Source organism: Mycobacteroides chelonae CCUG 47445 (genome assembly GCF_001632805.1).
GTDB lineage: Bacteria > Actinomycetota > Actinomycetes > Mycobacteriales > Mycobacteriaceae > Mycobacterium > Mycobacterium chelonae.
This window is the reverse complement of record NZ_CP007220.1, coordinates 1,071,158-1,086,778: the sequence shown is the minus strand read 5'-3', so window position 1 is coordinate 1,086,778 and position 15,621 is coordinate 1,071,158. Positions and strand designations below refer to the sequence as shown.

21 protein-coding genes and 1 tRNA gene are annotated in these 15,621 nt (G+C 63.4%); 9 read left to right on the top strand and 13 right to left on the bottom strand.

Translation table 11 applies throughout. The features are described from left to right. Positions 1-187: 187 nt before the first annotated feature. Positions 188-499, top strand: coding sequence for a hypothetical protein (locus BB28_RS05350; RefSeq protein ID WP_030094547.1), 312 nt, complete (start codon positions 188-190; stop codon positions 497-499). A 53-nt stretch (positions 500-552) separates the two neighbouring features. Here BB28_RS05350 and BB28_RS05345 read toward each other — a convergent pair whose 3' ends face one another. The 4 genes from BB28_RS05345 to BB28_RS05330 form a co-directional block, all read right to left on the bottom strand. Continuing rightward, on the bottom strand, positions 553-1,446 hold the full coding sequence (locus tag BB28_RS05345; RefSeq protein ID WP_046252747.1) for a metal-dependent hydrolase: 894 nt from the start codon (positions 1,444-1,446) through the stop codon (positions 553-555). 90 nt (positions 1,447-1,536) lie between these two features. Next, the gene (locus BB28_RS05340; RefSeq protein ID WP_052740107.1) at positions 1,537-2,298 is read right to left on the bottom strand and encodes a phosphatidylethanolamine N-methyltransferase family domain-containing protein; all 762 of its coding nucleotides are present in this window, start codon (positions 2,296-2,298) and stop codon (positions 1,537-1,539) included. Positions 2,299-2,327: 29 nt separating this feature from the next. Beyond that, positions 2,328-2,960: a sensor domain-containing protein gene (locus tag BB28_RS05335; protein ID WP_046252746.1), complete on the bottom strand. Its 633-nt coding sequence runs from the start codon at positions 2,958-2,960 to the stop codon at positions 2,328-2,330. Positions 2,961-3,011: 51 nt separating this feature from the next. Then, complete coding sequence (locus tag BB28_RS05330) at positions 3,012-3,821, bottom strand: sulfite exporter TauE/SafE family protein (protein WP_046255553.1); 810 nt, start codon at positions 3,819-3,821, stop codon at positions 3,012-3,014. 88 nt (positions 3,822-3,909) lie between these two features. Between BB28_RS05330 and BB28_RS05325 the strand changes: the two genes are divergently transcribed. From BB28_RS05325 to BB28_RS05315, 3 genes are read left to right on the top strand one after another with little or no spacing between them, the layout of a single operon-like run. Next, positions 3,910-4,665 carry an AraC family transcriptional regulator gene (locus BB28_RS05325; RefSeq protein WP_046255552.1) on the top strand — a complete coding sequence of 252 codons (756 nt, stop codon included), beginning with the start codon at positions 3,910-3,912 and terminating at the stop codon, positions 4,663-4,665. Positions 4,666-4,681: 16 nt separating this feature from the next. After that, entirely contained in the window at positions 4,682-4,957 is a 276-nt protein-coding gene (locus BB28_RS05320) for a hypothetical protein (protein WP_046252745.1), read from the top strand. 56 nt (positions 4,958-5,013) lie between these two features. After that, on the top strand, positions 5,014-5,238 hold the full coding sequence (locus BB28_RS05315) for a hypothetical protein (protein WP_046252744.1): 225 nt from the start codon (positions 5,014-5,016) through the stop codon (positions 5,236-5,238). Positions 5,239-5,267: 29 nt separating this feature from the next. On the opposite strand, the gene BB28_RS05310 is transcribed toward BB28_RS05315, so the two are convergent. Together BB28_RS05310 and sepX are read right to left on the bottom strand one after the other, a co-directional pair. Beyond that, positions 5,268-5,343 (bottom strand) — tRNA-Ala (locus BB28_RS05310). An 84-nt stretch (positions 5,344-5,427) separates the two neighbouring features. Beyond that, on the bottom strand, positions 5,428-6,432 hold the full coding sequence (sepX, locus tag BB28_RS05305; RefSeq protein WP_046252743.1) for a divisome protein SepX/GlpR: 1,005 nt from the start codon (positions 6,430-6,432) through the stop codon (positions 5,428-5,430). A gap of 271 nt (positions 6,433-6,703) precedes the next feature. Here sepX and BB28_RS05300 point away from each other — a divergent pair, with 271 nt between their 5' ends. Next, positions 6,704-7,597 carry a DUF559 domain-containing protein gene (locus BB28_RS05300; RefSeq protein WP_046255551.1) on the top strand — a complete coding sequence of 298 codons (894 nt, stop codon included), beginning with the start codon at positions 6,704-6,706 and terminating at the stop codon, positions 7,595-7,597. Between the two features lie 24 nt (positions 7,598-7,621). Here BB28_RS05300 and BB28_RS05295 read toward each other — a convergent pair whose 3' ends face one another. From BB28_RS05295 to BB28_RS05285, 3 genes are read right to left on the bottom strand one after another with little or no spacing between them, the layout of a single operon-like run. Next, the gene (locus BB28_RS05295) at positions 7,622-8,275 is read right to left on the bottom strand and encodes a GNAT family N-acetyltransferase (RefSeq protein ID WP_046252742.1); all 654 of its coding nucleotides are present in this window, start codon (positions 8,273-8,275) and stop codon (positions 7,622-7,624) included. Further along, positions 8,272-9,579, bottom strand: coding sequence for a molybdotransferase-like divisome protein Glp (gene glp / locus BB28_RS05290; protein WP_046252741.1), 1,308 nt, complete (start codon positions 9,577-9,579; stop codon positions 8,272-8,274). Before glp ends, BB28_RS05295 begins: the two co-directional genes overlap by 4 nt. A gap of 23 nt (positions 9,580-9,602) precedes the next feature. Continuing rightward, the gene (locus tag BB28_RS05285; protein WP_046252740.1) at positions 9,603-10,532 is read right to left on the bottom strand and encodes a UTP--glucose-1-phosphate uridylyltransferase; all 930 of its coding nucleotides are present in this window, start codon (positions 10,530-10,532) and stop codon (positions 9,603-9,605) included. A gap of 29 nt (positions 10,533-10,561) precedes the next feature. Here BB28_RS05285 and BB28_RS05280 point away from each other — a divergent pair, with 29 nt between their 5' ends. The 4 genes from BB28_RS05280 (at position 10,562) to mscL (ending at position 12,752) form a co-directional block, all read left to right on the top strand. Continuing rightward, positions 10,562-11,191: a 5-formyltetrahydrofolate cyclo-ligase gene (locus BB28_RS05280; RefSeq protein ID WP_419894520.1), complete on the top strand. Its 630-nt coding sequence runs from the start codon at positions 10,562-10,564 to the stop codon at positions 11,189-11,191. A 90-nt stretch (positions 11,192-11,281) separates the two neighbouring features. Continuing rightward, a complete protein-coding gene (locus tag BB28_RS05275) occupies positions 11,282-11,608 on the top strand; it encodes an FmdB family zinc ribbon protein (RefSeq protein ID WP_030094533.1) in 327 nt (108 codons plus the stop codon). A 64-nt stretch (positions 11,609-11,672) separates the two neighbouring features. Beyond that, the gene (locus tag BB28_RS05270) at positions 11,673-12,347 is read left to right on the top strand and encodes an SAF domain-containing protein (RefSeq protein WP_046252738.1); all 675 of its coding nucleotides are present in this window, start codon (positions 11,673-11,675) and stop codon (positions 12,345-12,347) included. Positions 12,348-12,356: 9 nt separating this feature from the next. Next, positions 12,357-12,752: a large-conductance mechanosensitive channel protein MscL gene (gene mscL, locus BB28_RS05265; protein WP_030094531.1), complete on the top strand. Its 396-nt coding sequence runs from the start codon at positions 12,357-12,359 to the stop codon at positions 12,750-12,752. A gap of 26 nt (positions 12,753-12,778) precedes the next feature. Here mscL and BB28_RS05260 read toward each other — a convergent pair whose 3' ends face one another. From BB28_RS05260 to BB28_RS25490, 4 genes are all read right to left on the bottom strand, one after another. Beyond that, entirely contained in the window at positions 12,779-13,450 is a 672-nt protein-coding gene (locus BB28_RS05260; RefSeq protein WP_157889426.1) for a porin MspA, read from the bottom strand. Between the two features lie 222 nt (positions 13,451-13,672). After that, positions 13,673-14,278 (bottom strand): porin MspA, encoded by a 606-nt coding sequence (locus BB28_RS05255; protein ID WP_419952875.1) that lies wholly within the window; start codon positions 14,276-14,278, stop codon positions 13,673-13,675. A 163-nt stretch (positions 14,279-14,441) separates the two neighbouring features. Continuing rightward, on the bottom strand, positions 14,442-15,047 hold the full coding sequence (locus BB28_RS05250; protein ID WP_371258715.1) for a porin MspA: 606 nt from the start codon (positions 15,045-15,047) through the stop codon (positions 14,442-14,444). A 369-nt stretch (positions 15,048-15,416) separates the two neighbouring features. Next, positions 15,417-15,620 (bottom strand): hypothetical protein, encoded by a 204-nt coding sequence (locus tag BB28_RS25490; RefSeq protein ID WP_075874230.1) that lies wholly within the window; start codon positions 15,618-15,620, stop codon positions 15,417-15,419. Position 15,621 lies beyond the last annotated feature (1 nt).

Here is a 15,621-nt window from a genome sequence, read left to right as displayed (position 1 = left end):
GCAGACGTAAGTATGAATTTGGCGTTAATTTCCCCGATCGGGAATCAATCTGGGTATTAGTACGTTGGACTGGACAGATTCACGAGCGTTGATGATTTGGCGAGTCGGGGATCGGGCATTCGTGTGGTATGCGGACACATTTTCGTAACAGCGATGCCACGAGGAGTGAGGCGAGAGGAGTGAAATCGTGAAGAGATTGTTATTTGCAGGCATTGCCGCAGTTGGCGTCATCGGGGCGTCGCTGGGATCGGCAAGTGTCGCGCTCGCCGGACCGTCGGGATCGGGCGATGCCAACGCTGTCATCAATGACCTCAAGACCAATGGGTACCGAGTGATCGTGTCCAAGACGGGCGCTGCGGACCTGAGCAAGTGCACCGTGGCGTCGGTCACGCAGGAGTCGCCGGTGAACAACGTGCAGCCGGCCCGGGATGTGCGTAACAACCCCACCACCGTGCCGACTGTCGACCGCAAGGTCGCGCATGTCGCACTGAGCTGCTGACGCAGCAGACACCTGACAATGGCCCGGGCCACAAGCCCGGGCCATTGTTGTCTCTACTTCAAATGATCGACCAGAGTGCCCTCGGCACCGAACAGTTCGGCACGCCACTGCTCCAGGAGCACCTCGGTGTCGAGATCGTCGGGATGGAAGTCCTTCTTCATGTAAACCGCCAACCTGCCGATCATCCCGTCGTTCAACAGCGGTCCGCGGATCAATCCAACCGTCTCGCGCAGCACGCGCCCGGGTTGGCGCCGGCCATCCGGATCGCTCCACGCAATGGAGAACCAGGAGCCCGCGGTGGCGAATGGCACCGTGCCCGTCCAGATGGCGGCCATCACCGCACGTCGCAGCCATTCCGGCCCACCGACCGCGCGGTAGACGTCGAAGGCGACCGATTTGTGCTCGAGCTCCTCGATCGCATGCCAGTACAACAGGTTTCGCACCTCGTCGTCAGTCACCATGGCCTGCAGGTCGCCGCTTTCCAGCAGACGCTCCGCCAGAACCGCGGTGTAATGCTCAAGTGCCGCGGTCGCGGCCAGCATGGTCAACCGGACGTATTTGAGGCGGTCCATGTTGGGTAGGTATTTGTCGACCAGGTCTTCGACCTTGCCTGATCGCCGCCCGATGGTCTCGACCATCTTGCTGCGGTAGCCCATTTCCGTGAGCTTCTCATTGAGCTCGCGATGGTGCAGACCGTGCGTGACTTCTTGACCGATGAACCCAGCGACACGCTTTTTGAGCGTGGGCTCGGTGATCCTGTCGGCATAGCGACGCACGGATCGGACGAAGAACTCCTCCCCCGGCGGGAACACCGCGGAGGCACCGGCCAGTACATGACTCAACGCGATGTCATTGTCGGCGAAGTGCCTTCGCATCGGGACCGGGTCACCAAACCAAAACCTGATGCGTCGCGTCTTCGGGTATGAGGCCGTTACCGGAGCAGCCATATCGCACACCTCCACCTTGATCGTGTAACTCAGTGTTACACGAATCGCTTACGTATTGAAGTAGTGCGTAAAAGTTGGTGGCCTAGGTCCCTACAGCAGCCCCGGAATGATCGCCTTGCGCCCGCGCGGATACTCGTCAGGGAATGTTTCGCGGTACCACCGATGGATCGACAGCGCCCGCGGCAGCAGATTGGCAATGGAAAACAGCACGAAGATCAGACCGGGCAGCGTCCACGCCATCGATGCCCAGCCGGCCCAGAGGATGATCTCGCCGAAGTAGTTGGCCGCCGAAACCCACCGGAACGCACCGCCATACGGAATGCGGTATCCATCGAAACCATCGGCTCGCAGGTTGATGAGGATGCGGTCAGCCTGGAAGTTCACCAACCAGCCACCGAGGGCCACAAGGACTCCGAGAATGAACCGGGGGTCGGTGAACCAGGCGGCACTCTGCAGATGCGCGGCGAAGGCGACCGCATATCCGTTGGCAAAACCATTGACCGCGTTGAAGACGAAGCCGAAGGCAATCCCGCTGTAGGGGAATCGCTTTCCGCTGCCCTTTCGGGAGAGCGGATAGATCAGTCCGCGGTACAGGTAGTGGCTCTGCCACAACGCATACAGCACGAGCGCCGGTGCGCCGTGGTGGTGCGCGACGGTCCAGAAGGTGACGGTGAACGCCCACCACTGCGGGCATTCAAAGATCAGCCAACCGATCTTGGCGGGTGCGGTAAACCTCTCGTCAGGCTTGGCGAACCGGCCGTAGGGATTGGTGAACCAGAAGCCACTGACGAAGGTGACGATGGCCAGGACCACCAGAAAGACGACCGCAGCGTGATACAGCTCTGTAAGCACACCGGGACAGTACCGAGTGGACGCTCGTTCTAAGCAGGGTCGATGATGTTCGTCTTCATTTGATTGGCAATCTGACCGGCGACCTCAGCGTTGTCGGCGGCACCGGACGAGGTCACCCCGTACACCACATTGCCCGTGGTGTGGATGTGCGTGGCACCGGCGTTGTCGGCCCAGGTGATCGTGATCGGGTTGCGCATGCCGAACGTGTACGCGCCGGGCGAATGCGCCTTGCATGTGTTGAAAGCCTCTGTGATCCTGCGGAATTCGGCTTGAGCGGCGGGCTTGTCGGGATAAATCGCGATGGCCTCGTGCAGTGTCTGATGCGGGTCCACACTGCTGTCGACATTCAGCTGGCGAAATGCCAGCCAGCCGTCGCCCAAGTCACCCTGCGACGCCGCGTGCAACACACCGCAGGGGTCCGATGGGTTGATCGCAGGACCGTAGACCGGTGCCGTGTCGGTATGCGTGGTGTCCGCCGTCGGGAAGCCCAGCGACTTGACCACATCGATCCCGGCGAATAGCGAATCCGCGGCAGCGGCACTGACTTTGAGCTCGGTTACCTCAGGCGTGGAGGTTTCCACAACCAGACTCGCAGGCTGCGAGCAACCGGCAACTGCGACGAGTGCGAGGAGGCCCGATCCGACCCATACTGTCCGCGCCATCTGAGGATTGTGGACTCTGAACCTGGGAAATTCCTGGGTGTTCGGGGTCTATCAGGTGAAATCTGACGACAAGACCCCCGGCGAGAGCACCACCGCAAGGGCCGAAACGATGAGCAATGCGACATATGCCCAGGCATGCGTGACATCAGGAATCCGCGGCGGATGCCGCCGCAGCCACACCACGATCGGCAGCGCTCCGATCAGAAGCGCAGCGGCAGATCGCACATCCACCGCACCGATGACGTACGGATCGTCCGCAGCTGCTGACGTGCCGGTGAGAAAGACCGCCAATGCCGGCACGCTGATCGCCAGCGTCAACGGATTCGCCAGTGCGGTAGCCGTACTCATCGGCTGTCCGCTGCGGCGCAGCAAGGGAACCGTCATCACGCTGCCGCCCACTCCCAGGAATGATGCGAGCGCACCGATAGGCACACCCAGCAATGGCGAGATGGCGAACTCAGGTGGGAAACCCTCGATCCTGTTGGGGCGACGCAGAAATCCGGGACGTGCCAGCACATCGGTGATCGTCACCGCGAGATAGAGCACGAATCCCCACATCGCTAGGTGCGGTGGTGCCAACCTTGCCAGCCCCGCACCGAGGACGCCCCCGCACCCCAACAAGGCGATGAGCGCTGCCGCACTTCGCAAGTGCGCCAGTAATGCTCGTGAGGTTGCCACGGTGGCGGTCGCCGCGTTCACCACCATGACCACCGCCGAGGTCGCCACCGCCACCTCGGCCGTACCCGCGGCGAGCGCACTGTCGGCCCAGAGGATCACCGGAACAGTGATGAATCCGCCGCCGAAACCGAACAGCACCGTGGTGAGCCCCGCCAGAATCCCGATCACCACCAACACGATCACGCCCATGAGGCCAGTCCAGCCGACCGGAATCGTGCAGACAATCGAATGCCGGCTCGATTCATTCGAGTTTCAGCCATACCCTGTGGGGATGCGGAACGTGCCGCTCGCCGATGTCGACCATCTACCCCGCGATGTGCTGCCGATCGCCACGGACTACACCAACGGGCAGCTGCTGGATTGGCATGAGCATCGACGCGCACAGTTCCTCTATGGATCCACCGGGACGATGATCGTGGACACCGACGCCGGAACCTGGACAGTGCCCACTCGTCGCGCGGTCATGATCCCCGCGCGCACGCGCCATCGAGTCCGGATGCTGGAGGTACGCACCGGAAGCCTCTACATCGAGCCATCGGCCGTTCCGTGGTGGCCGTCGTCGTGCGTGGTCGTCGAGGTCAGCCCGATGGTGCACGAACTGCTGGGCGCGGCAGCGGATCTGGCCGCCGATTACGACCTCGCGGGACGCGACGGTGCACTTACCGCGCTCCTGCTGCATGAGCTGGCGTCCTTCGCCGCGCTGCCGCTGCATGTCGATGTGCCGCGGTCACCCGACCTAGCGCGGCTGTGTCACGAATACCTCGACGCTCCGGAGGTGTCGGTCTCCAATGCTCAATGGGCGCACCGGCTGAACACCAGCGAGCGCTCGCTGACTCGCCGGTTCCGCGATGAGGTCGCGATGAGCCCGGCGGCGTGGCGGGTGCGGGCGCGACTACTCGCAGCGGTTCCACTGCTGCGGCAGCAGTCGGTGACCCAGGTTGCCGGACGGCTCGGCTATGCCACACCCGCCGCGTTCTCCTACGCCTTCACCCGCGCATTCGACATTGCCCCGTCCAGCATCCGATGACCTAGAGTTCACAGCTATGAGCCGGACCGCGATCATCATCATCGTCGGAGTTATCGCAGCACTGGCGTTTCTCGCCGTCGGCGCGCTGGTCAAGCAAGTCGGCATACAAGCGGCCGTCACGCACTTCCTGGTTGCCTGGGCCAGCGTTGCCGTGTTCAACATGGGGGTGGGCGTGTTCGAGGCCGGGTACGGCGTCGCCGAGGAACTACCCGTGTTGCTGGCGGTGTTCGGGGTGCCGGCGGCGGTCGCCGGACTCGGCTGGCTTGGCGCCCGGCGCCTCGCGCGGTCCTGACGGCCCACGCCACAGCCTCGACGCACAGGTCAGCGCTTGACGATACTGTGGGGCGTATGACGACAACGTTCGTCGGGATAGCAGTGATCGTGGCGATGACCTTTATCGGTATCGGCATGAATGCTGGGCTCTTCAATACCCGCAGGGCACGACAGGCGATTCCGCCGTTGGTGGCTCGGGCGGCAGCTCCTGTGTATGCGCTTAACCGCCGTATCGGCAATCCGGGTCGCGCCGCCAAGCCCAAGGAAGAACCCGAATCACCGGGCGAACCGCAGAAATGAAAATCCCCCGGGCAAGCCGGGGGTTCTCTTGGTGGAGCTAAGGGGAATCGAACCCCTGACCTTCTCGATGCGAACGAGACGCGCTACCAACTGCGCTATAGCCCCAAGACGCTAAGACCTTACCAGCCGGTCCCGCGTCAGACCGAATCGTGCGATGAGCCGTAAAGAGCGAAGACCGTCAGCCCCGGCCTACTGACCGACAGCGTGCGGCATGCGGTACTGCCGTGGTTCGTCGTAGTAATCCAGGTGCTCGAAAACCGGGTCCTCGTCATCGATTTCGAGGACGGCGGCGCCCGGACGGCGCAGCCGCTGCGGGACCACATCGAGCTCGCGGTCCGCGACGTTCTCCACGCCGACCACACGCGCCCGCTGGTAACGCGCGGCGCGACGACGACGCAGCTGCTCCTCGATGCGGGTTTGGCGACGCAGGTAGCCCAGGTAGAGCACCGCCGCCACACCCAGACCGCCGCAGGCCCACCACGCGGTGCTGGTCGCGGTCGCCGCGACTACCCCGGCGATGACCATTGCCGCGACCAGACCCATCAGCACACGCTTACGGAAGGCGAACTTGCGCGCGTTCTCCTTGGCCATGACGTCGGGGTCGAATCGGCGGCGACGCGACGAGCTGTACACCGGCGGAGCCTGGTGCCGTTCCCGTGTGGGCTCGGCAGGGATCGCCAGACCGGAGGTGTCGTCCACGTACTCGTACTCATAGCTGCGCGAATCGGTTTCAGCGACGGGCGCCTCTTCCAGATCCTCGAGGTCGTCGGACAACGCGGCCTCGCCCGCCGGCAATGCGGTCGCGTCCTCGTCGATGACGTCGACGTCTACGGGCTCGTCGGTCTCGATCTTTTCGGGACGAACCTTGCGCACGGCCATGGCCTTGACGGCCTGCGCGGCGTCGTTGTCTTGCTCGGTGGGCTCGCTGGCGATGACGCCGGTCGAGTCTTCGTCATCCTCGTCGTCGAGTTCGTCGATGTCCTCGCGACGGAAGTCGGGGTCACTACGGTGGCCGGCAGCGGGGCCGGTGCGCCGCAGCAGCTTGGCGGCCTTCCCGTTGAGAACCCGGGTGGCGAGGGCGACGTCGCTTGTGCGCTTCACCACGTCACGCTTGTTGATCAGCATCGGCACCAGGACGAACAGCCACAGCACGACCAGTCCGATCCACAACACCGATTGGGGGATGCTCGGCATTTCGGCCTGCTCCTTTCTGTGCGCGTCAGGTGTGCCTCTGCGCCTTAAGCCTCAGGTCAAGGCTAGGTTGGCGATCTGCGCACGTTATGAGGCGCGCCGATACCAATTACACACCTGTAATTCTACAGGGGCAAGCATCACAGGCCCCAATAGTCACATCAGTCTCAGTAATATCTCGCGAGCCTGCGCCTCACGACGGTTTTTCCCCCGAAAGCGTCACGAGACGCAGACTCGCCACGGGGTGTCGGAGCGCGGTGGGACGCTGCGCGCCATGGGGGACATTCCGTGGCCATTCCGCTCAGCCGACGTACTCGCATCCGGTGCAATCTCCGAACGCCGGATGCGCCGGTTGTATCGGCAGCTGTACCCCGGCGTATTCGTGCCAAGAGATGCGCAGCTCTCGGCGACCGAGCGAGCCGTCGCGGCCTGGTACTGGTCGCGACGCCAGGGCATTGTCGCCGGACTGTCGGCATCTGCACTACACGGTGCGAAATGGATAGACGGCGATCGACCAGCTGAACTCGTGTTTGACAACTACCGGACACCGTCCGGATTAACAGTCCACCAGGATTCACTACTCGCCAACGAAATCACCGAGGTCCACGGCACGAAATCCACGACGCCCGCACGCACGGCGTTCGACCTCGGGCGGCGGCTGACCCTCGGCCACGCCGTGGAGAGAATCGATGCCCTGATGAACGCGACCGGCCTGACCACCCCCGAGGTTCACGCGGTGCTGGCCGGCCACCCCGGCGTCCGCGGCGTCGTACGCCTACGCGAAGTGCTTGAGCTCGTCGACGCGGGAGCCGAGTCGCCACAAGAGACCCGCACTCGCCTGCTCCTGGTCCGCAGCGGATTCCCTCAACCGCAGACGCAGATACGTGTGCTCGACAGATTCGGTGACTTCGTCGCACGCGTGGACATGGGATGGGAGGACGCGAAAGTAGGAATCGAGTTCGACGGCGCGCAGCATTGGACGGACCCACGCCAACGGTCTCGGGACATCGACCGTGCCGCAGCACTCACGGATGAGGGCTGGACGATCATCCGGGTGACCTCAGAACTGCTTCGGCACCGTCCCGGCACGATCGTCGGCCGCGTCGACGAAGCACTTCAGATGGCGAGCCTGCGTCTCACGACGGTTTTTCCCCCGAAAGCGTCGTGAGACGCAGACTCGGCAGGAACGAGCTCAGGCCCAGGCGGCGTTTCCGGATCGCACCAGCATCGCGGCCACCGATCCACGCACTTCCTCGACGGTCATCGCCACCAACAGATGGTCACGCCAGGCACCATCGACGTCGAGATACCGCTTGAGCAAGCCTTCCTCGCGGAAGCCGACCTTGGACAACACCGCACGGCTGGCCCCGTTTTCCGGCCGCACCGTCGCCTCCACCCGATGCAGGGTGACGGGCCCGAAACAGTGGTCTAGCCCCAGTGCGAGCGCTGCGGTTGCCACCCCTTGCCGGGTGACCGTACTAACCACCCAGTACCCGATCCAGGCCGAGCGCAACGCGCCATGCGCGATATTGCCGATCGTCAGCTGCCCGACGAAATTCCCGTTCAGCTCGATCGCGCACGGAATCATCCGCCCCTTACGCGCCTCGGCCCGCAGACCCGAACACAGCGCGGGCCAGGACGACACGCCATGTCGCGCCATCCAGTCGACCTCCGAGGACGGTTCCCACGGTTGGAGATGCGTCTGGTCGGCCAGCCGTGCCCGGCTCCACGCCATCCCGTCCCGCAACCGGATGGGCCGCACCGACACCACTCCCGTGGGCACGCGCAGTTTTCCCAGCGGCATCGGCCAACCAGGATGTGCACTCTCTTGACGCCAGACGCTCATCCGCGCTGCGCCAGGAACGCGACCTCGACGATCTCCCCGGTACGAACCTGTTCCACCTCGGCGGGCACGATCACGAGGCAATTGGCCTCCGCAAGCGTCGCGAGAAGATGCGAGGACGCACCCGGCGCGCCCAAGATCTGCACCAGATACTCGCCGGTGTCCTGATCGCGCATCAGCTGGCCACGCAGAAAACCCTTGCGCCCGGCGATAGAGGTAATAGGAGAAACTGTGCGCGCCTGGACAATTCGGCGCTGCGCGTGCCTGCGCCCCAGGGCAAGGCGGATCAGCGGCCGCACCATCACTTCGAACACCACCAAGGCGCCCACCGGGTTCGCCGGCAGCAGGAAGGTCGGCACCGCGTCACGTCCCAGCTGACCGAAGCCCTGCACCGAACCCGGATGCATCGCGATGCGCCCGACCTCCATATCCCCCAGCGCCGACAGCGCCTCGCGAATCCCTTCCGCGGCGGCACCGCCGACGGCGCCGGAGACGACAACAACCTCGGCCCGGTTCAGCTGACCCTCGAGCACCTCGCGGAATGCGGCAGGCTCGGCGCTGACGATGCCCACCCGGTTCACATCGGCGCCGGCATCGCGGGCCGCAGCAGCCAGCGCATAGGAGTTCACGTCATATACCTGGCCGTTGCCGGGCGTGCGGTCGACGTCGACAAGCTCGCCACCCACGCTGATCACCGACAGCCGAGGCCGCGGATGCACCAGCACCCGGTCACGCCCCACCGCGGCCAACAACCCAACCTGCGCGGCGCCGATGATCGTGCCCGCACGGACCGCGACATCACCGGGTTGCACGTCATCACCGGTGCGCCGCACATAGTCACCCGAACGCACCGCGCGCAGCACCTTGACCCGCGACTCACCACCCTCGGACCAGCGCAACGGCAGCACCGCATCGGCCAATGTCGGCATCGGGGCGCCGGTCTGCACCCGCACGGCCTGCCGGGGCTGCAGCCGAGTGGGGGTGCGCTCGCCTACCCGCACCGTCCCGACCACAGGCAATTCGACCGTTCCGATCTCGCCGCTAGATTCTTCGAGGTCGTCTTCGTCCTCCGGGGCGCCACCTTCACCCGGGCTGATCACGCGCACCACACCACCGGCGGCCTGCACATCAACGCTGCGCACGGCGTATCCATCGATGGCGGCCTGATCAAATCCGGGTAGCGGCCGCGCGGTCACCACTTCCTCGGCGCACAACAAACCCTGGGCTTCGGCGATCGCCACCCGAACCGGGCGCGGCGCGACCGCAGCCGCCGTCACTTTGGCCTGCTGCTCCTCGACCGAACGCACTGGTGCCCTTCTCTTCTTGAGCGTTACTCGGAATCAGGCAGCGTGGTCGGTCCCAAGCCCAGCCTCTCGACCAGCCACTGCCGCAAGCCCGGACCGTAATCGTCGCGGTCCAACGCAAAGTCAACAGCAGCCTTGAGATAGCCGCCAGGATTTCCCAGGTCGTGTCGTGATCCGCGATGCACGACGACATGCACCGGGTGTCCCTCGTCGATCAGCAAGGCGATGGCGTCGGTGAGCTGCAGCTCGCCGCCCGCGCCCCGTGGAATCCGCTTGAGCGCATCGAAAATGACCCGGTCCAGCAGATAACGCCCGGCCGCGGCATAGTTCGACGGCGCATCCTCTGCCTTTGGTTTCTCCACCATCCCCTTGACGCGCAACACATTTGGATTGGCCGCGTCGGGGACGATCTCGACGTCAAATGCGCCATAGGAACTGATCTCGTCGGGGCGCACCTCGATGGCGCAGAGCACCGAGCCACCGCGCTTGGCCCGAACCTTGGCCATGGTTTCCAATACGCCCCGCGGCCACACCAGGTCATCAGGCAGCAGCACCGCAACGGCGTCTTCATCGTCGTCAAGGACAGGCTCCACACAGCCCACCGCATGCCCGAGGCCTAGCGGCTCGGCCTGGACCACCGATTGCACCTTGATAAGTCCCGGTGCGCGGCGCACCTTCTCAAGCATGGCGTGCTTACCGCGGTCCTCGAGCGTGCCCTCCAGCACCAAGTCCTCGACGAAATGCGCGACGACGCCGTCCTTGCCCTCCGAGGTGACGATCACCAGGCGTTCGGCACCGGCCTCGGCCGCCTCCTCCGCTACCAGCTCGATACCCGGGGTATCGACCACCGGGAGTAGTTCCTTGGGCACAGTCTTGGTTGCCGGCAGAAACCGGGTGCCCAGACCTGCGGCGGGCACCACGGCGGTGCGCGGGATGGACACGTCAGGGGCCGTCATAGCCACTCACCCTAACCACTGACCACGGGATTGCGTGGGTAAGGCGGTACCGTCACGGAATCGGCTCTCCCCAGAACACCCCAGAGAACATCAAGGACGTCCTGCGGCAACAGATTGTGCAGGCACGACGGGCGATGTCGCCTACCGATCGCGAAAAACAGAACGCCGCACTCGCCGCGCATGTCGCAACCGCGACTTCGGGGCTTTCGGTGGTCGCCGCCTACCTACCGGTCGGATCCGAGCCCGGGACGGTGGAGATGCTCGACGCTCTAGCGACCCGCGGTGTCCACGTTCTGCTACCCGTCGCACGTCATGACGAGACGGGGACCCCAACATCACTGAGCTGGGGTCAGTACCGACCCGGAGAGCTCATGGACGCACCCTTCGGGCTGCGGGAACCGGCGCCGCCGGTGTTCGGTCCCGCTGCCCTTGCCGACGCCGAGCTGATATTCGTCCCGGCACTCGCGGTGGACAGACGGGGAAACCGGCTGGGCCGTGGCGCGGGCTTTTATGACCGATCACTGAGGTTCGCCGCGCCCTCCGTGGTGCTGATCGCACCCCTCTATGTCGGCGAGATACTCGATGACATCCCGGCCGGTCCGCACGATGTGCCGGTGGCCCAGGCGCTGACGGCAGACGGATTGGTCACACTCGGCTGAATCCCCAGGTCGCCCAGTGGCGGACCTAGCACTCCAAACGGTAGAGTGCTAGTGGCGTTTCATGGCTTGCCAGTTCCTGGAGGACCCCTCATGCCCACCTATTCCTATGCGTGTGCCGACTGCGGCGACAAGTTCGACATCGTCCAGGCGTTCACCGACGATGCCCTGACCGTGTGCCAGAAGTGCTCGGGCAAGCTGCGCAAGCTGTTCAACTCGGTGGGCATCGTGTTTAAGGGCAGCGGCTTCTACCGCACCGATAGCCGCTCGGGCAGCGTGGACGCCGCCTCGAAGAGCGATTCCGGCAGCAAGAGTGAATCCAAGTCCTCCGAGTCCTCGGCGAGTAGCTCATCGACGTCGAGCACCTCAAGTTCCTCCAGCTCGACATCCACCGCCACCGCATCCGCTGCCGCCAGCTGACGAGTTATCCACAGCGGCACATTGCCTGCTGACGTGGGGATGCACGTCGACCTAGCGTGAGGGCATGGCCCGTTCGCCTCTCGATCCCACTGCGCTGCAGCGCGTATCGGCGGCACTTCGCCCCGATTGGGCACGCTCAGCATTGGCCCGGCGAATCGCGGCGGCGATCCTGGTGCTGTTCGCGGCCGTGCTGGCATTTCGTCCCGATCCGGCGAACGATCGCGTCGAGGTGTTGGTCGCCGTCCATGACCTGCATCCCGGCACGATCCTGACCGGCGATGACGTACGACTCGAAAGGCGTTCCTCGACAATCCTTCCCGACGGGGTCAGTACCAACACGGGAACCCTTGTCGGTGCGACGCTCGCCGGGCCGGTTCGTCGAGGGGAAATGCTCACCGATTTACGCGTGTTGGGCCCGCGATTGGCCGAGTCGGCTGCCGGCAAGGACGCGCGCATCGTCCCGGTGCCGCTGGGCGATGCCGCCACCCTCGACATGATCCGCACCGGAGATATCGTCGACATCCTCACCGTGGCCGATCACGGGCCCGGTGCACCGGATGCCGCGCCACCCGAACCCGCCGTGCTGGCCACCGGCGCCGTGGTGGTGCTGGTGTCACCGAAACCCTCAACCAAAGGCGTTGGGACGCAGCGGGTGGTAATGGTCGCATTGCCGCCGCAGCAGGCAAATCGTGTCGCCGCAACTGCGTTAGTACAAGCGATAACGCTGACCTTGCGTTAGTGTCAGACCATGCTCAAGGGATTCAGAGATTTTCTGCTGCGCGGCAACGTCATTGACCTCGCGGTCGCTGTGGTCATCGGCGCGGCCTTCACCGCGTTGGTCACCAAGTTCAGCGACGCCGTCATTCAGCCGCTGATCAATCGGATAGGCACTGGCCCCGATTCGGATCACCCTGCGCTCAAGGTGGGGATTGGCGGCGGCCAGTATCTGGACTTCAACGTCCTGATTACCGCCACCATCAACTTCATCCTGATCGCGGCGGTCGTCTACTTCCTGGTGGTGCTGCCGTACAACACGATCAAGGAGCGGTTGGCCAAGTCGGGTGAAGAGCCTGCCGCTCAAACCGAAGCCGAATTGCTCGTCGAGATCCGCGACCTGCTGGCCGAGCAGAAGAAGACGTCCTAACTCTTCTGCCCGGCCCGCCAGGGCAATTACTTCATGTCCCAGGTTTCGCCGTAGGTGGTGACACTGTCACCAGCGCTACTGATCAACCGGGCGTAGGGACGCAGCAGCACACCACCGGCCGCACCGGTCACCGTGCCATGCGCATTACTGACCGCAACGGCACCCTTAGGGCCCGCGATCGCCACAGAGAACGTCGCCACTTCCTGGATGCCAGGGCCGTTGCCCAAGTCAACATTGATACCCGCCGAAGGCAACAGGTTGGTGGTCTGAATGTAGGAGGCTTCCGGATTTCCACCGAAGGCGTTCGGAATACCGTAAAGAATCGAGGTATTGGGGGTCGTGTAGTTGAAGTTCAACCCCACACCCAGCGACCAGGGGTAACCCACCTGATAACCCAGCTCCAAGGTGCCCTCGAACGCATCGGCTCCAGGGCCAGTCACCTCATAGACCGCACGGCCCGAATGAAACCACTCACGGGTGAGGCGGTTGCGGTCGAGCGGAAACACACCATTCAAGAACGTGTCCCACTGCTGAATCCGCAGCGTCCGACCCTTGCCATCAACCAGCGTCAGCTCATCATCCAAACCCGCATGCGCCGTCGCCGTCCCGATCACTGCCAGCCCCACCACGCCAGCCACCGCGAGTACCAATCGCATGAGGGTGTTGTGCATGACCTGCCAGATGCCACCTGTTCTCATTTAGCTCCCTCAATACTCGGGCGGATACACGCCTGGACAATGCCTGTTTCGCCAGGACCACATTGTTGCCCAAGCGGGCCAAACGTAACGGCCAAATCATCCCTGCGAGTTTCCCGAATGTTTCCGGCAAGCTAACTCACAGCCGATACACAGATTCTGTGATTACGCGCCGTTATTAACTGCGCAGCGTCCGGCCGCAGCATTCCTATTAAGTAATGGCAATTACTTCATGTCCCAGGTTTCGCCGTAGGTGGTGACACTGTCACCAGCGCTACTGATCAACCGGGCGTAGGGACGCAGCAGCACACCACCGGCCGCACCGGTCACCGTGCCATGCGCATTACTGACCGCAACGGCACCCTTAGGGCCCGCGATCGCCACAGAGAACGTCGCCACTTCCTGGATGCCAGGGCCGTTGCCCAAGTCAACATTGATACCCGCCGAAGGCAACAGGTTGGTGGTCTGAATGTAGGAGGCTTCCGGATTTCCACCGAAGGCGTTCGGAATACCGTAAAGAATCGAGGTATTGGGGGTCGTGTAGTTGAAGTTCAACCCCACACCCAGCGACCAGGGGTAACCCACCTGATAACCCAGCTCCAAGGTGCCCTCGAACGCATCGGCTCCAGGGCCAGTCACCTCATAGACCGCACGGCCCGAATGAAACCACTCACGGGTGAGGCGGTTGCGGTCGAGCGGAAACACACCATTCAAGAACGTGTCCCACTGCTGAATCCGCAGCGTCCGACCCTTGCCATCAACCAGCGTCAGCTCATCATCCAAACCCGCATGCGCGGTGGCAGTGGCCGTGAATGCCATCACGACGAGCATGAATACCGCGGCCAGCCATTGCAGTGGCCGACGCACACCACCTCGCATAAAAGTTCCCCTTGAGTGACTGCGCGACGGCGCCTCGACCTACGTAAGGCCGTCAATCTAGCAGGAGGAACCCCAGTGTGAAAACGCTTGTTGTCCAGACGTCAGCGAAGTCCCGCTACTTCATGTCCCAGGTTTCGCCGTAGGTGGTGACACTGTCACCAGCGCTACTGATCAACCGGGCGTAGGGACGCAGCAGCACACCACCGGCCGCACCGGTCACCGTGCCATGCGCATTACTGACCGCAACGGCACCCTTAGGGCCCGCGATCGCCACAGAGAACGTCGCCACTTCCTGGATGCCAGGGCCGTTGCCCAAGTCAACATTGATACCCGCCGAAGGCAACAGGTTGGTGGTCTGAATGTAGGAGGCTTCCGGATTTCCACCGAAGGCGTTCGGAATACCGTAAAGAATCGAGGTATTGGGGGTCGTGTAGTTGAAGTTCAACCCCACACCCAGCGACCAGGGGTAACCCACCTGATAACCCAGCTCCAAGGTGCCCTCGAACGCATCGGCTCCAGGGCCAGTCACCTCATAGACCGCACGGCCCGAATGAAACCACTCACGGGTGAGGCGGTTGCGGTCGAGCGGAAACACACCATTCAAGAACGTGTCCCACTGCTGAATCCGCAGCGTCCGACCCTTGCCATCAACCAGCGTCAGCTCATCATCCAAACCCGCATGCGCCGTCGCCGCCGTCGCAAAGAGAGCAACAAGAGTCATGACTAGGGCGCCAACCGCCAACAGACCGTGGCGGGCCCAGCCCGATACCTTGCTCAACAGCTTCATTCTGTTCCTATCAGTCCACTCATGGCGAACATGAGAAATTCCTAAGCGACGGACAGAAGGATGATATCGGCACGGTGACCACGCGGCAATCTGAACGCGAGTTCTGTTCGCGGTGGAGTCACCCAACTCCTGGCACGTATGTGAAGCCGAAGTTAGCCGAACCCAAGACATCCCCGGGTTAACAATTGGGTGAACGAGCAATTTGCTGGGAAACGCCCCGGTACTACGGGGGAACCGACACCCCGAATGGGTATCCCGACTTCGCGACCTGCCAGATTTACGCGTTCGATATGCGGGAATTCCTTAGCCGTGATGGGGCGGCACGTTATCGCGCAACCACCGATCACTTTCGTGCACGCCGCGCGAATCGTTCACATCGCGTTCATCTGGACCCAAAGACGGCATCGCCTGGCCGAAGATCCTGTCGATGTCCGCATTGCTGACCCTTGTTCCCCCTTCGCCACTTTTGTGGCGAAGGTCACAATCAGGGCCCTCGGGGGTCGGCACC

Excerpts from the sequence above, each read along its gene's own strand:
- mscL (WP_030094531.1), top strand. The coding sequence starts at position 12,357 with ATGCTCAAGGGATTCAGAGATTTTCTGCTGCGCGGCAACGTCATTGAC.
- BB28_RS05335 (WP_046252746.1), bottom strand. The coding sequence starts at position 2,960 with ATGGCGCGGACAGTATGGGTCGGATCGGGCCTCCTCGCACTCGTCGCA.
- sepX (WP_046252743.1), bottom strand. The coding sequence starts at position 6,432 with ATGCCGAGCATCCCCCAATCGGTGTTGTGGATCGGACTGGTCGTGCTG.
- BB28_RS05275 (WP_030094533.1), top strand. The coding sequence starts at position 11,282 with ATGCCCACCTATTCCTATGCGTGTGCCGACTGCGGCGACAAGTTCGAC.
- BB28_RS05255 (WP_419952875.1), bottom strand. The coding sequence starts at position 14,278 with ATGCTCGTCGTGATGGCATTCACGGCCACTGCCACCGCGCATGCGGGT.
- BB28_RS05315 (WP_046252744.1), top strand. The coding sequence starts at position 5,014 with ATGACGACAACGTTCGTCGGGATAGCAGTGATCGTGGCGATGACCTTT.
- BB28_RS05260 (WP_157889426.1), bottom strand. The coding sequence starts at position 13,450 with ATGAGAACAGGTGGCATCTGGCAGGTCATGCACAACACCCTCATGCGA.
- BB28_RS05270 (WP_046252738.1), top strand. The coding sequence starts at position 11,673 with ATGGCCCGTTCGCCTCTCGATCCCACTGCGCTGCAGCGCGTATCGGCG.
- BB28_RS05345 (WP_046252747.1), bottom strand. The coding sequence starts at position 1,446 with ATGGCTGCTCCGGTAACGGCCTCATACCCGAAGACGCGACGCATCAGG.
- BB28_RS05320 (WP_046252745.1), top strand. The coding sequence starts at position 4,682 with ATGAGCCGGACCGCGATCATCATCATCGTCGGAGTTATCGCAGCACTG.
- BB28_RS05295 (WP_046252742.1), bottom strand. The coding sequence starts at position 8,275 with ATGAGCGTCTGGCGTCAAGAGAGTGCACATCCTGGTTGGCCGATGCCG.
- BB28_RS05300 (WP_046255551.1), top strand. The coding sequence starts at position 6,704 with ATGGGGGACATTCCGTGGCCATTCCGCTCAGCCGACGTACTCGCATCC.
- BB28_RS05285 (WP_046252740.1), bottom strand. The coding sequence starts at position 10,532 with ATGACGGCCCCTGACGTGTCCATCCCGCGCACCGCCGTGGTGCCCGCC.
- BB28_RS05250 (WP_371258715.1), bottom strand. The coding sequence starts at position 15,047 with ATGACTCTTGTTGCTCTCTTTGCGACGGCGGCGACGGCGCATGCGGGT.
- BB28_RS05325 (WP_046255552.1), top strand. The coding sequence starts at position 3,910 with ATGCGGAACGTGCCGCTCGCCGATGTCGACCATCTACCCCGCGATGTG.